The sequence below is a fragment of the Paenibacillus sp. GCM10028914 genome (genome assembly GCF_042666275.1).
GTDB lineage: Bacteria > Bacillota > Bacilli > Paenibacillales > Paenibacillaceae > Paenibacillus_AQ.
The window spans coordinates 121,844-136,319 of the sequence record NZ_JBHTFO010000016.1 but is presented as its reverse complement, the minus strand read 5'-3'; the positions used below and the strand labels follow the sequence as shown (position 1 = coordinate 136,319).

9 protein-coding genes are annotated in these 14,476 nt (G+C 43.5%); all 9 read right to left on the bottom strand.

What is annotated here, in order from left to right; translation table 11 throughout:
• Positions 1-9 precede the first annotated feature (9 nt).
• On the bottom strand, positions 10-879 hold the full coding sequence (locus ACFQV5_RS16185; protein ID WP_379248391.1) for a carbohydrate ABC transporter permease: 870 nt from the start codon (positions 877-879) through the stop codon (positions 10-12).
• A gap of 1 nt (position 880) precedes the next feature.
• Positions 881-3,292, bottom strand: a complete 2,412-nt coding sequence (locus ACFQV5_RS16180; protein ID WP_379248627.1) for a DUF5696 domain-containing protein — start codon at positions 3,290-3,292, stop codon at positions 881-883.
• A complete protein-coding gene (locus ACFQV5_RS16175; protein WP_379248390.1) occupies positions 3,292-5,403 on the bottom strand; it encodes a YIP1 family protein in 2,112 nt (703 codons plus the stop codon). Before ACFQV5_RS16175 ends, ACFQV5_RS16180 begins: the two co-directional genes overlap by 1 nt.
• A gap of 23 nt (positions 5,404-5,426) precedes the next feature.
• Positions 5,427-6,341 carry a carbohydrate ABC transporter permease gene (locus ACFQV5_RS16170; protein WP_379248389.1) on the bottom strand — a complete coding sequence of 305 codons (915 nt, stop codon included), beginning with the start codon at positions 6,339-6,341 and terminating at the stop codon, positions 5,427-5,429.
• A complete protein-coding gene (locus tag ACFQV5_RS16165; RefSeq protein WP_379248388.1) occupies positions 6,341-7,336 on the bottom strand; it encodes a carbohydrate ABC transporter permease in 996 nt (331 codons plus the stop codon). The genes ACFQV5_RS16170 and ACFQV5_RS16165 overlap by 1 nt, the downstream gene beginning before the upstream one ends.
• Positions 7,326-10,295 (bottom strand): extracellular solute-binding protein, encoded by a 2,970-nt coding sequence (locus ACFQV5_RS16160; RefSeq protein ID WP_379248387.1) that lies wholly within the window; start codon positions 10,293-10,295, stop codon positions 7,326-7,328. The genes ACFQV5_RS16165 and ACFQV5_RS16160 overlap by 11 nt, the downstream gene beginning before the upstream one ends.
• 13 nt (positions 10,296-10,308) lie before the next feature.
• A complete protein-coding gene (locus ACFQV5_RS16155) occupies positions 10,309-11,427 on the bottom strand; it encodes an ABC transporter ATP-binding protein (RefSeq protein ID WP_379248386.1) in 1,119 nt (372 codons plus the stop codon).
• Between the two features lie 199 nt (positions 11,428-11,626).
• A complete protein-coding gene (locus ACFQV5_RS16150) occupies positions 11,627-12,970 on the bottom strand; it encodes an ABC transporter substrate-binding protein (RefSeq protein ID WP_379248385.1) in 1,344 nt (447 codons plus the stop codon).
• Positions 12,971-13,068: 98 nt separating this feature from the next.
• The gene (locus tag ACFQV5_RS16145) at positions 13,069-14,337 is read right to left on the bottom strand and encodes an alpha-L-fucosidase (protein ID WP_379248384.1); all 1,269 of its coding nucleotides are present in this window, start codon (positions 14,335-14,337) and stop codon (positions 13,069-13,071) included.
• Positions 14,338-14,476 lie beyond the last annotated feature (139 nt).

Below are 14,476 nucleotides of genomic sequence, written 5' to 3'. Positions count from 1 at the left end.
CCTTCCGCATTAACGATTTGCTCCAGTATGTTTCCGGTTAATTCTACTGTAGATGAGAATGACATTTCCCAAGAAAATAAGAATAATAGCGAAGTAAATCCATGCTAGTGCACTGTTAAATCCGTAGTTCCCTGTATTAATTAAGCTGATAACAGGATTAGAAGGGAACGTAAACATATCTACAACGGTATAAATTAAGTTCAGCAGGATGAACGGTGACATCGCTGGAAGTGTGATTTTCCAAAACACCTCCCACGGTGAAGCTCCATCGATACGAGCTGACTCATATGCCGAAGTCGAAATGGTCTGAAGCCCTGCAATAAAGAGCAGAATTTGCACCCCGGAATACCATAATACGAGGACAAATTGATTCAATACGGTCTTTACAGGTTTCGCCCAGGAACTGTCTCCAAGGAACATATCCATATAACCACCAATATTAAATCGTTCAAGGAATCCTAAATTTCCTTCCCCTTGATTAATAAATGACATAAGAACAGCACCTGTAGAGAAAATGACTGGCAAGAAGAAGATCGCACGGAACAGAAATCGACCGGGCAGTTTCTGATTAAGCATGATAGAGATCATCAAGGCAAAGATGACGATAACCGGGATCATGATCACGACTTCTTGGAAATACGGGATCAATTTATCGTAAAAGTCCGAACTGTTAAACAGGATTTCACGATAATATTTAACACCCACAAAGTCGTACACAATTTTCTTCGGCAATATTTTGACCGTGTGAAAGCTCATAAAGAGTGAGAAAACTAACGGAAATCCTAGAAAAGCAATAAAGCCGATCAACCAAGGTGCGATAAACAACGACCCCTCCAGCTTTCGGGATCTCTTCGCAGACAGAATTCGCTTTGGGGCCATCTTACGCACCTCCCTTACTTACGATATAATCTTTCGCTTTCACAGCTAAGCCGTCCACAAGAACGTCTTTGTTGTTATAATTCACGATCACTTGCTTCCCGTTGCTGTAGGTTGTCTCGAATACACCGCTTACAATTTCACGATGTCCTGTAATGAACTCGTTCTGTACATCACCAAGCACCTCTTCGTATTTCTGATACTGGGATACGATCTCTTCCAGCCAGTCTTTATAGTTCGTACTGTAGAATTGATGCAAAGACAGGGATTTCAGCAGCTCTTGAGATGAAGCATTCGTTACCACAAATGACGGGACTGCGCCATATTCAATCCCTTTCAAGAAATTGTCGGCATAGTCATCACTCAAGTTCGCATACTCGAAAGAATAGGTTGTGAGACCATGGAGCGCAATTTGAGCAAACGGTACTACACGATCGATAAACAGGTCATAGGAGAAATTCGAAGCCATGTTATCCATATGGGTAATGTAAGGGAACGTGTATGCATTACCTCTTGCCCCTTTGACACTGCCGAAGGTTTCTTTTGTCTTCTCAAACAATTGGCTCTGAATTTCCTTCGATTGTTGTCTTGTTGTTAAATAATTCTCGTTAAAATCGGTGTTCAAGAATGATCCGATTCCGTTACCGAATAAGTAACCATTGATGCCTAATGACTTCGCCTCTTCCAGGTCGCCTTCAATCACACCTTTCATAAACTGGGGACTCACAAAGGTCTTCCGTCTGCTATCCCAGTTCATCGATTCAATGACAGAAGAAGCTAAGTCACGAAGACCGTCTCTATTCTTCCGGAATCCGTCTTTACCACCCCGGTTATACGTATAGGAGGAGGCATCTAGATAAACCGTGTAGCCCTTCGAGTGAGCGAAATCGGTAAATTTCTTCATACCTTGGTTCCCGCCGAGTTTATCTGGAACAGGGAAGTCACCACCAAACTTGCTGTATCCGTCGTTTTGCCACCCAAGATAAGTGATGTCCATATTGTCGACACCCAGTGCAGACAGCTCTTGGACGATCCCTTCCGCCTGTTTCGTCGTTGTTAACGGGAGATAAGAATCCCACAGGAATCCGTCTTCTGTATCGCCGCCTAGCAGATGAAGCTGAAGCCGCAGCTTCGCTTGGTCACCTTCTAACGGTGTCATCGCCGACTCCTTCATCAGCAGCTCACGGTAGCGCGCAGCTAGTGTAACATAACTGATTTCCTCGTCTTGTTCCTCCAGTAAATAGTAACGAGTCGCACGATCCGACTTCGTTATTTCCTTGCTATAAGTCAAGTATCCGTTCAGCTTCTTCGTATCTGTCGGTTGGAAGAACTTGAAACGGTATTGGTACTCCGGTGCTACCCAGTTGAATTGACTGAACGAACCGGAAGGCGCCGCAACCACGTTCGCGTACTCTTCTCCTTCCGTAATGACCCCAAGCAGGGCTTGCTTATTCGATTTAATCCCGAACACCGGCATCGTAATCGGATTACGATCAGACATGGTATTGCGGTTGCTGTAAGCCCAATCGTCCCCATATACACGCTCTGTATACAGATTTTGCGTACCGGCACGACGTTCTTTGAAATCAATCAACGCACCCGGACCATCCGGAATGTATAAGAATCCGTCCTCATCCTTCGAAGTTTGAGCACCCAGGAATGGGAATAATCGAATGGATGCAAGACGAGCCATCGGATCTTTCTTCGGCTTGGCTTTTACCTCCTTCCCGTTCTTATCCACTGTTACCGCTTCTTCCTTCGGGATGACCAACTCATCCACCAGTCCTTCAGCAAGCACTTTCGTTTCGACGAAATCTTCACCAAGCTTCACTTCTACAGGAATAATGAAGCCAAGGCCCGGCATGTCGTAGATGACCTTAAATCCTTGATCTGTGACTTCGAATTCGCTGATTACACCCTTCTGTGCATAAAAGTTCGTCTCTTTCAGCAAATCCTTACGCAGATTGAACTCCACATAACGAAACATAAACGGCGAGGCAAGATGCACCTTCCATGCATCTGTATTCAGCTTATCCTGCCAATCCTTTGGATTAGGAAAGGAACGCCATACTTCCCCAGTCGTTTTACTTGTAACGATAAAATGGCCCGAGGCTTTATCTGCTTTAAGCAGTAATTTCCCGTTCTCCGCTATCTTCTCGAACTGAGTTTCATCCGGCAATTTCCCATTGGATTTCGCAGGAGTCGATGCCTTCTTCGTCTGCGCGGTAGTATTCGTTTCTTTTTTCGTTTCAGTCTGGGTTGCAGGTTCGGCTGCTGTTTGGGTTGCTGTTTGCGCTTCTGTCTGCTTTTTATCTGTGGAACCAGATTTGGCAAAGATGAAGCTGCCGAGCGTCGACGCGAATATGACGCAGATTGCAGCTACCATTAATAGTTTTTTGGAGCGTAATAAGCGCATCACATCGACACCTCCTGATAGATCGTGTAAACGAAGTTACCGAATTCGGATGTGAGTCCGATTAAGATGAACACGAGCACCCACATGATAATCATCGTGATGACCGTAAGTGAAATGTTCAGCACCGTTTCACCAACTCCGTAGTTTTGCAGCGCTTGGATATTCCAGAAGAATAATAGTCCACTCCATAAAATCATACCGACCTCAATGGAGCTGTAAATGGATGCCTCGCTTTGAGTAAAGACGTTCGAAGCAAGTGCCAATGGAATCCCTAGTAGCACGACTGGAAACAAGGAGTAACAGCTGCCTACGAATACATCCTTAAACCTGGCCTCACCCTGCTTGATCGAACCAACTAGATAATTGCAGATAACCCAGGAGAACCATACAGCTAAGAAGACGGTAAGCATATAGGTTGAGCCTTTGGCATACACCGGCACTGGATTATAAGTGAAGCTCGTATAGAATGATTTCACAAGAAGCATGATTACCGTTAATATGAGGATCACGAATGCACTAATATATCCACCCTTATTCAAATACCTTAGATCACCGAACCCATCGATCGGATGCTTTAAAATATAAAATACATGTTTTACTTGCTGGAACCAGGTCTGTTTATTTAGCTTCGTCGATTTCGGTAGAATCCGGAAATTGAATTTCTGCTTTAGCTTCATAAGAACCCACAATAATAGGCCCGCTATAATCGCCGCGTTCGCCAAAGTGGAGAAATTCTTTTGAAACCATTGCAAGCGAATCTGCCAGAATGAATCCGAATACCCTTCCCCATCACCTGCAAGCTTAAACAAGTCTCTAGCACGCTCGTAATCACCTCGGGAAAAAGCAGCCTGGGCAATTCCCTTATACGCTGGAGAAAAATGAGCATTCAGCTTCAGAACCTTGTTCCAATATTTCTCCCCTTCTGCGTACTTGCCATCTTGCATTAGCTTATAAGCTTCATGGACCGTAGCCCCAAATTCGGTCGGCTCATAAACTTGGATGAGATTAAGTGCTTCGTCCAGGATATACAACCGTTTGTTCGAATTCGTCTCTACAGCAACAGGGGCAGCCGTTAAACCAACAAGCGAATTTCCTAGAGCCGAATTACCTGACCAATAGAAGAGTATCGTTCCGTTTGCGTCATACTGAGAAACAATGTTTCGTGATTTATCAATAATCGTGACATTCCCATTCGAATCGAGGGACACATCGGTCAACTGCTTCTCAATCAATTCATCCGATTCGACAGTAGCTAGAGAAAACAGGCGTTCATTGAACGACATATCCTTCCATATGTTTTCCCCGCGGATGTTTAGTTTCTTAACCTGCTCTGTTTTGGAACCAGACACCGTATAGATAAAGCCTTGATCATCGATATCGATATTCCTGATCGTTACAGGCAGTAAACGTACTTGCCGACTTAATTGCTCCTTGGAATAAAATTGCCTACGGATGATATCCATTAATGTGACTTCTGTTTTATTCGTGCCGAAGAATTGATCAAACTTCCCTTCGGGAGTAAACTGAATGATCCCGTGATAACTTCCTTTTGATACGACGTAGATAAAACCGCGTTTATCGATAACCATGTTCGTTGGCTCATAAACGAAAGAATCATTAATGAAGCGAGACTCCGGGCGACCGATTTCATTCAATAATTTCGCATTCTTATCCAAATGAACGACCCGCTTATTCCCTGTATCGGCAATGTAAATATCGCCATTGTCTGCTACAAATACGCCCTGTGGCTGATTTAGCGGGCTCTCTGGTAAGGTAATTAATCGAATGAATTCGCCATCTTCATTCAGATGAACAATCCGATTATTATCCGTATCCGCAATATAAATGTCATCATTATCTGCTATAAATAAATCTTGAGGCCTTTGCAGCGATGAGTACTCGGTTTCACCCTTCTCGTTGACTACTGGAATTTCCTGCGCTAAAACGCCGACCGGAGAATAGGCAGATTGAGTCATAATCGTACGTTCATAACTGTTCTCCGTGAAGGTACGATAAGGAACATCAGCGTTCGCTTTCATCGGGAACCCAGTCAAGGCAATCAAGCAGACTAGCCAAAGCACATATTTTGATTTGCTTTGATTGTTTCGCATGGTACACCTCCCCGTTCCTCTGCTTATTTGATCCCCGAATGAGCCATCGTTGTGATCACTTTTCTTTGGAAGATTAGAAAGATTATTAATGACGGTAAAAACATGATTAATGCTCCTGCCGCCGCAGCTCCTTGTCTAGCTACAGAGTTACTTAGACCAGATGTTAATGTTCCCATATAAAAAGGCAGTGTCTTCATGGAATCTTCCTGCATGAATAAAGTTGAAGTCTCTAAATTACCCCATGCCGATTGGAACGCAAGGATCGAAATCGTTGCGATTGCAGGTGTAACAATGGGCATAACGATACGCAAGAATACAGTGAACTCTTTCGCGCCATCGATCTTCGCCGCTTCAAGCAACTCATTCGGTACTTGGTCCATAAACTGCTTCAGTAGGAACACACCAACTGGCATCGCAACAAGAGGAAGAACATGCCCCAAATAAGTGTTCATAATCCCTAAGCTTTGAATGACGATAAATCGTGGAATCGCAATAGCTTCTGTTGCGAAAAGCAACGACAGCATAATTAAGCCAAGCACAATCTTTGAACCTGGGAATGGATGCTTGGATAAAGGATAAGCACACATCGCTCCTGTGATAACCATCGCAACGCTCGACAACAGAGTAACGACAATACTGTTAAAAACGTACCTGGATACCGGTACAATGGTGCTTGCCGTCATCGCAAACAGTTCCGAGAAGTTCCCCGTTGTCGGCTCCCTAACAATAAATGTCGGCGGGAACATGAACAGCTCATGCAATGGTTTAAATGCATGGTTGAACAAATAAACGAGCGGAAGGAGCATGAAAATGGCAAGCGGTAAGAGACAGATGGCAATCCATATTTGTGCTCGATCGATCAATCTCAGAGCTAATATAAAATCGCTCCATTTTATCTTTAATTTCCGCTGCATAACAGTCATCCGTGCCTCTTGCATTATTCATCCTCCTTCGGGGCGAATAAATAACCGAAAAATCTACTTAACACATAACACATCAGAAGAACGATGATGGAAATCGCACTAGCATATCCGAGCTCAAAACGTATAAATCCGTAGTCATTAATATGGTCAATTAATAACTGACCCGCGTAATTCGGGGTTGGATTTGTACCCGATAATTGAACCCCAATGCCACCGGATTTAATGGTATGAACAATCGCCATAATGGCTGCAAACATCATTTGTGGCTTCATCATTGGAATCGTAATATACCAAACTTCTTGAAGACGACTTGATATACCATCGATTCGTCCTGCCTCGTATAATTGTCGATCCACGTTGAGAATACCCGCCAAGATGGCCAAGAATCCGATACCCATGGATGACCAAATCGAGACAACAATCATAATGTTAAGCAAGTAATCTTTATCGAGTAAGAATAATACCGGTTTCTCAATAATCCCCCACTTAAGCAAGAAGCTGTTAATGTAGCCTGATCGGTCTCCAGTAAACATAACGGTCCAAACAACAGTCATCGCAATACCTGCAGATAACGAAGGCGCATACATGGCAAGCGCATACCAAGTACGCATTGTATTCGGTAACTGAGCGATTAACCAGGCTAACAAGAACGCTAGAATATAACCGACTGGTCCTACGAATACAGCAAATTTAAAGGAGTTCGGCAATACATACTGCAAGAAAATAATGTCCTGTGAGAATAAGTTCTGGTAGTTAAGCCACCCACGCCATGAAGGGAAATCAAAAGCATTAAAATAGGTGAAGCTCAACAAAATACCTGAAACAACAGGAATGAGAATAAATATGATAAACATCGCCATAAACGGTAGAATAAACAAATACGATAAGCGATATCTCCACATTTCTTTCAGCAAATAGTTGATTCGTTCCGAAATACTCGGCTTCGTCTTGCCTAGCTTGGTGGGAGTTCCGTTAATCTGTTCAGAAAGGGCTGCTGCATTATCTGTCATTCAGAATCGCTCCTTTCCAAGGTTCTGTAATTCGAATCAGATCCAACTTCTTCAATACATTTCCGTTCTCATCGATATAATTGAACTCTTGCTGCTTACGCTTCATCTCCCGGTTAATTTCCTTAACCGCCTTCTCCAACGCAATCCTTGGATTCACCTGATCAATAGCTGCATTATTCCAAGCAAAACCGAGTTCACGAGCCGTCATATAGCCTCCCGGTACATTCGGCCATTCTTGCATCCATTGCCATTGATCCAAAATAACGCTCAGGTCATCCTGTTTCCATGGCATATTCGCGAACGCATGAACATTAGCGGAATTCCAGCGGAATGTTTCACCACGATATTGCTCCAGATTCAGTCCAAACTCGGTCTGAATATCTTCGGACATATACCATTTGAGGAAATCCCAAGCGATTTCGCGTTTCTCCTCCGGTGTATCATTGAACAGGACGTTTGCTGTCGGAGCTCCCGCAGCAGCCCATCTTGCAATCGTACCGTCTTCTTGCTTCGTTCCGGGAATAGGGGCGATCGCCCACTCATTCATGATTTCCGGTGCTGCGACAAGCAGTTGCATGTATGTATTGAAATCTGAAATCCCGATAGGCATTGTTCCGTCTCTAAACTGTTGATAAAAGCTGTTAACTTGACGTTCCATACCATACACATTGAACATTTCCGTCCACTCTTTGAACGCCTCAAAAGCTTTCGGTTCATTCAGTGAACTTGTCAGTCCATCCTTCGAATACAACTCCACATCATTTTGAAAGAACAGATAGGAGAAGTTATCTGGCGGGATATAGAAGTTACTTTCGTTCTGCAATAACGTTGGCAGGATCTTGTATACATCATCCCAAGTATCCGGAACAGATAGGCCAAGCTGATTCAAAATATCTTTACGATAGAACATGATGTTAAAGTTATTGGTCTCCGGTATACCATAGACACCACCGTCGTATCGATACGGCTGTAGAATACCTGGATGGAATAAATCCATCATTTCATCAGAGTCCTCAAACTTCGTAAAGTCATAGATAGCATTACGTAGTGCATAATCAAAAATGGATGCACTCGGTACTCCTATGGCTATATCCGGCAGTATGCCTGCTGCTTTACCGAGGACAACCAGATCCTCCGATTGGACCAGATTAATATTCACTTTAATGCCATGCTCTGGTGTAAATCGTTCATTGGCAAGCTGCTGTAACTCATCAACGTAGTCGCGCCCCTTGAACATCCAGATATTAAGTTCATCCTCTGCATTCCGGTCAAGTTGGTTCTTGCTTGTAAAGGAATAGAACAATGTAACAATGGAGTTCCATAATTTTTCGAACCAATTCGCTTCGATCTTAGGAAGTTTTGCATCGGGGGTTGCTACATAAATCCGATCAAGTTGCAAAGGGGAATTCATCAAATCCACACGCTGGGCCTCGATCTTCTCCTGCATCGTTCCAATGGTTAACTGGCTATAAGGAATTTCATTCGGATCTTTCAATAAGTCCTCTAAATCCCGAGCACTAGATTTAAAAGATTGAGACACATTGTCTCGCACCGTATTAATCGTGAGCATTTGATCTGTAAGTTGAATGAATTCATCCTTCAACACTTCAAGTCTTTTGGTCACACCAGGGATATCCTTCTCGATATTCCATACACGATAAGCATCACTACTATTTCCTGTAGCAATTCGAAGCTCTCTCGATACATCGCGAAGCTCTTTGGACATTCGATCAATGTCAGCTATGGTAGAGATATAGGGCTCGATCGTTGCTTCCATCTTGATCGAGTGCTTTCCTTTTGTGAAAAAGAAATCGTAGGGTTCCCCGTCTGCATTCGAAAGTGATACCTTTTTCCAATCGCTGCTATATGGGAACGGGTAGTTCTTCATTTCCGTAAACGGAATTTCTCCGTCAATGTAAATGTTTCGGAATACAGTAGCGTTCTTACGCAAGTTTTGCTTCACACGGAAGGTTAAGTTATATATGCCTTCTTCCGGAACCTCAAAATCCCAGGTTACCGCTTGCCCGCCCTTATTCCATCCTGTACCGCCGATCGTATTGAATCGAACGAGATCGAGCGACTTAGGCTCAGAAAGAGGACTTCGATCATACTGGGTTTGAATCGAAGAAGAATTCTTCAAGCTAAACTCTTCACCCTCGATGACAATTGCTTCCTTACTTCCGCTTGCCTCAGCCTTCGGATACACTTCTTTCACTTCTTCATAACTAGCTAATGATTCCGGAGCTTTCAAACGGAGAGATTTCAACACAACCGACTGCCGGATCGTCTGGATCCGAATCGTATTCTCCCCTTTGTTCAGAAGCCATTGCAACGGCTGGCTGTAAGACCCTTCAGAATCACGGAATGAGGTCGTTTTCCAGCCCACTTCCTCATCGATTAGAGAGCGAAGCTGATTGCCTTCGTCATCATATTTTTCAGGTCTCACTTCGGAAAAACGCCGCTCCAGCGAAATAGAATGTGCCTCGCGAAACGGATATTCTCCATTAATTTGAACACTCATCATTACAGACTGACGACCAACCCCATCTTTTGAGAGGAACGGATGATAATCTGCTGCCAGCTCATATATTCCTTCTTGATCTACATTAACTTTGTACTCTACCCAGCCTTTAGGCTGAGACCATAGCAGTACATCATTCTCCCCTTCATAGGAACCGACAGAGATGGCTGCATCATCAGATTTTGCATGATACATTGTAGGGTCAATCTCCACTTGCTTCGTTCCAACCGGAACCTTCTTCTCTTTCCAGTCTTTCGAAATTGTATAGAAGTAAGGTTCATTACTCGATAGATCTGGACTAAGTGTATCTTCACTATTCGTTTCTGCTGTCTTGGGATTTCCTTGTGCGTTACCTGGTAACACCGGATTACCTATGAGGGCTACGGATAAGATAACGAGCAATAATCGGTTAAGATATCGGATTCTCCTCTTTACCATTCGTATCCCTCCATTACTTTGTTAATAGGATCCCTGAATCTTTATGAAAAAATAATGCTTTGTTCATATCTACGGCGACAGCAGTTCTCATTCCATCGTCAAAATGATAGCGTGGGTGCGCGCGAGCAACTAAATATTTCTCAAGTCCAATATTCATATGATAATAGCGGTCCGAACCGACAAATTCACTTAATTCCATCGTTCCGTTGATAATTGATTTTGGATACGCTTCCAACATTATTTCTTCGAAGCTGATGTTCTCTGGCCGCATACCTATGATGATTCCTCGGTCCACAAGATTCATCTGTCTGATGGCATGAGCTTGTTTCTCGGTAAGCCTGAGTCCGAATCGCTTCGTATGAAATTCAAGGAAACCATCACGCTCTTCGATCTTTCCGGTCACAAAATTCATCGGTGGGTTACCGATAAAGTTAGCTACGAACAGATTAGCCGGTTCATTATAAATAACCTCTGGTGTATCTACCTGCTGAACAATCCCCTTCTCCATCACCACAATGCGGTCACCCATCGTCATGGCCTCGATCTGATCATGGGTAACATAAATGGTTGTGACACCTATTTTCTTGTGAAGGCGGATAATTTCGGAACGCATCTGCACGCGCAGCTTAGCGTCTAGGTTCGAGAGCGGTTCATCCATAAGGAAGGCTTGTGGTGTACGAACTATTGCCCGACCTAGTGCCACACGCTGACGCTGACCACCAGAGAGCTCTCTTGGTTTACGATCCAAAAAGTTCTCAATCTCAAGTACACGGGCAGCACGTTTTACAGAAGACTCAATTTCATGCTTCGGGAGCTTTCTCATTTGCAGACCAAAGGCGATATTCTCGTAAACAGACATATTCGGGTATAACGCATAGTTCTGAAATACCATCGATATATTACGATCTTTAGGAGGCATATCGTTCACAATCGTATCGCCGATATAAATTTCACCTTCTGAAATATCTTCTAGTCCCGCGAGCATACGTAATGTTGTCGACTTACCGCACCCTGAAGAACCTACAAAGACAAGAAATTCTTCATCCTCTACTTCGAGATTGAAGTCTTTCACCGCGTATTCTTTATATTTGCCGTAACGCTTGTGAACATGATTAAAAATAATTCTCGACATTGGAAGTTCCTCCTTTACATGATCCCGCCATTTTCCAAGACTTTTTCTTAGTTTGTATCTTAACAACATCCCTGTGGGGGTAGTGTGAGGATGATGTGTGTTTCATGTGAATAATGTTTTTATCTGTCACTATTCGACAACTAGGAATAATTAGAGAGCAAGCCTGTCTTGGATAGACAAGCTTGCTCTTGAAACATCATTATTGCTTGGACTGCTCCTCCTTGATCTTGATCTCCGTCTCTTCCTTCAGCACTCGCATAAACTCCGCTACGTTCAAGTCAGTCGTCGCGAACTTTTTAAGGGCTTCACCCATTGCAACATGTCGATCCCATGGACTTTTACGTGCTGGCGGTTCTGCAAATGTATTCTGGAACATTGCAGTCACATTTTTATCTGTATACGTTGGATCGTCTGCACCGAACAATGCCCCCTCCTCTTGGCTTAAGGATACGGAAGGAGTACCCATTCTCATCCGATATTGGATCTGGTATTCAGGGGAGATTACGTAGGTTAATACCTGTAGCGCTGCTTCTTTCTGCTCACTGAAATCATTGATGATCCAAGGATGAGCACCTGGTTTAGGAGCTAACCCAGGCATATCTGCAAATGACGGAACGGGAACCATATCCATACTTTTCTCATATTCAACTCTCTCTTCCCCAGCTCCACCAAACCAAGTTAAGAAGCCATGCCAATTCACAACCATTGCAGCTGTTTTGCCTTCAAACTTATTTTGCTCTTCTGGATTATAGATGTTTGGTATGCTGAAATATTTCTTAAGAACTTCCATCATCTTTGCAAATTTAGGATCTTTATCGAACAATACTTCACCTGTTTCTGGATCTGTATAGTTCATCGATAATTGATTGAATAACGCCGTTGGCATAGCTCCTAAATCAAGCCCACTGTACTGAACACCATCTTTCTTGACGGTCAACTGCTTCGCTAGGTCAATAAGTTCATCCCATGTCATATTGTCAGATGGATAATTGACACCCAGTAGATCGAATATCTCTTTGTTATAGTACAAGGCAAGTACATCGCCAGCATCCGGAAGGCCAATTAAGCGTCCTTCTTTATCACGGGAGCGTAATTCCTGAAGAATCTGCGGGTTTACACCGCTGAGATCAACACCGAACTCTTGAATCATTTCATCCAGACCGAAGACCATCTCAAGTTCTTCAAACGGCGCTTGACCGGTGTAACCTAATACGATATCAGGAACAACACCTTCCGCACTTAATTCCTGCATATTCTCTGCCGTTCCATTCCAGTCAACATGCTCTACAGTTATATGGGGGAATTCTTCTTGAATCGGATCAATCATTCTCGGTGTGAAATAATCGACTCCCCAAGGCGTCGCTATTTTTAGTGTTACGGGCTCATTGCTAAATTCTTTGACAGGCTCTGCCGGCTCCTCCTCCTGCGCTTCCTCTGTGTCCGTGTCGGTATTGTTTACGTCTGTGACCTCAGACTGGCTGTTTTCCGGTTCATTAGCTGAATTATCCGAGCTACTGCAAGCGGTTACAAAAATGGTAAACATCAGGCACATAATCAAGACCACATTCCAAATATTCCTGTTCTTCATCATCATAAATCCCCCTCATTTAATATGTAGAAAAATGAATCATAACGTCCCCTTTACTGGGATTCATAGCTCTCCCCTACGTAGTAAATTGCCATTTGACAGATAGAAGACACACCTTCACAATCCGTTATTTCTAACTGGACGCTCCGAGCTTTAATCGTAGGGATACGAATTATTGCTTTATGTCCGATATTTCTGCCTTCGTACACTGTGATCGAGCGCGCTGTTTTTGCAGTCGTAATATGAACTTGGAAGCTACGAACAGCCTCTCCATTCGTTAAATTCTCTTGAAGAATGATATGATCCATTAAAAACGGCTTATCAGCTTCATAAGACCATCCTGTATTATTCTGTGAACAATCCTCAATTGTCGCTATAGGATTGTCGAATCTCCTGCGTATCTCCGCTCCCATCGCCTGTAACTGAGTTGCATCCTTTGCTGGTAATAGACCTTCTCGATCCGGCCCAATATTTAATAACAGATTCGCACCTCGACCTACCGAGTAATAATACAAGCCCATCAGTTCGTCCAGACTCTTGATCGTGTGCTCATCACTGTCGCTATAGAACCAATTCGCCCGCATCTGTACATCACATTCTGCAGGTAACCATATCTGTTCACCTAATCTATCTTTTTCCTCCGTTAAAATTGAGAACTCAGTTGTATCTGTTACATTCCAGCAAGGAATGGGCGCAACCCCATCTTCATTACCGACCCATCGGAAGTTAGGATCACCCATGTTAAAGATCAAAATATTCGGCTGTAAGCGGCGAATCTCTCCTATGATTCTTGGCCAGTCATATTCATGATCCTCAGAGCCGCAGCCGTCAAACCACAATATATCAATATCTCCATAGTCACCAAGCAATTCCGTAATTTGATTCACAAAATAATCATCATAGGCCTTCGCATCCTGATTATAGAAATCTGCTGAGCCGTCATAGGGAGAATAATAAAGTCCAGGCTTTATGTCGTACTTCCGACATGCATTAACGAACTCCTGTACAACATCCCCTTTCCCCTCTTTCCATGGGGACTGAGCAACAGTAAACGAGCTATATTTCGATGGCCAATTGGAAAATCCATCATGATGCTTCGCTGTTAGTACTGCATACTCCATTCCTGCTTCCTTTGCTGTGCGAATCCACTGCTCACAGTCTAACCGGGTAGGATCGAATGTGGAGGGTAGCATCGGCCTTTTATCAAAATCAACATACCCCTCATAAAATGTACGCAGTCCAAAATGCAAAAACAGTCCGAATTCCCATCCCTGATACTCTAGCTGCCTATCCGTCGGTTTGATCATCGAATTCGTTATCACCAAGAGCCCCCCTCAACTTTTTTTTAATCGTATCAATTCTGTTGTGAAGGTGGTGTGAAGATACTGCGTATTTCATGTGATGATCTATACGAAAACAAGCAGCAAGGACATCGGTCCTTACTGCTTGTTGGAAGGTTAA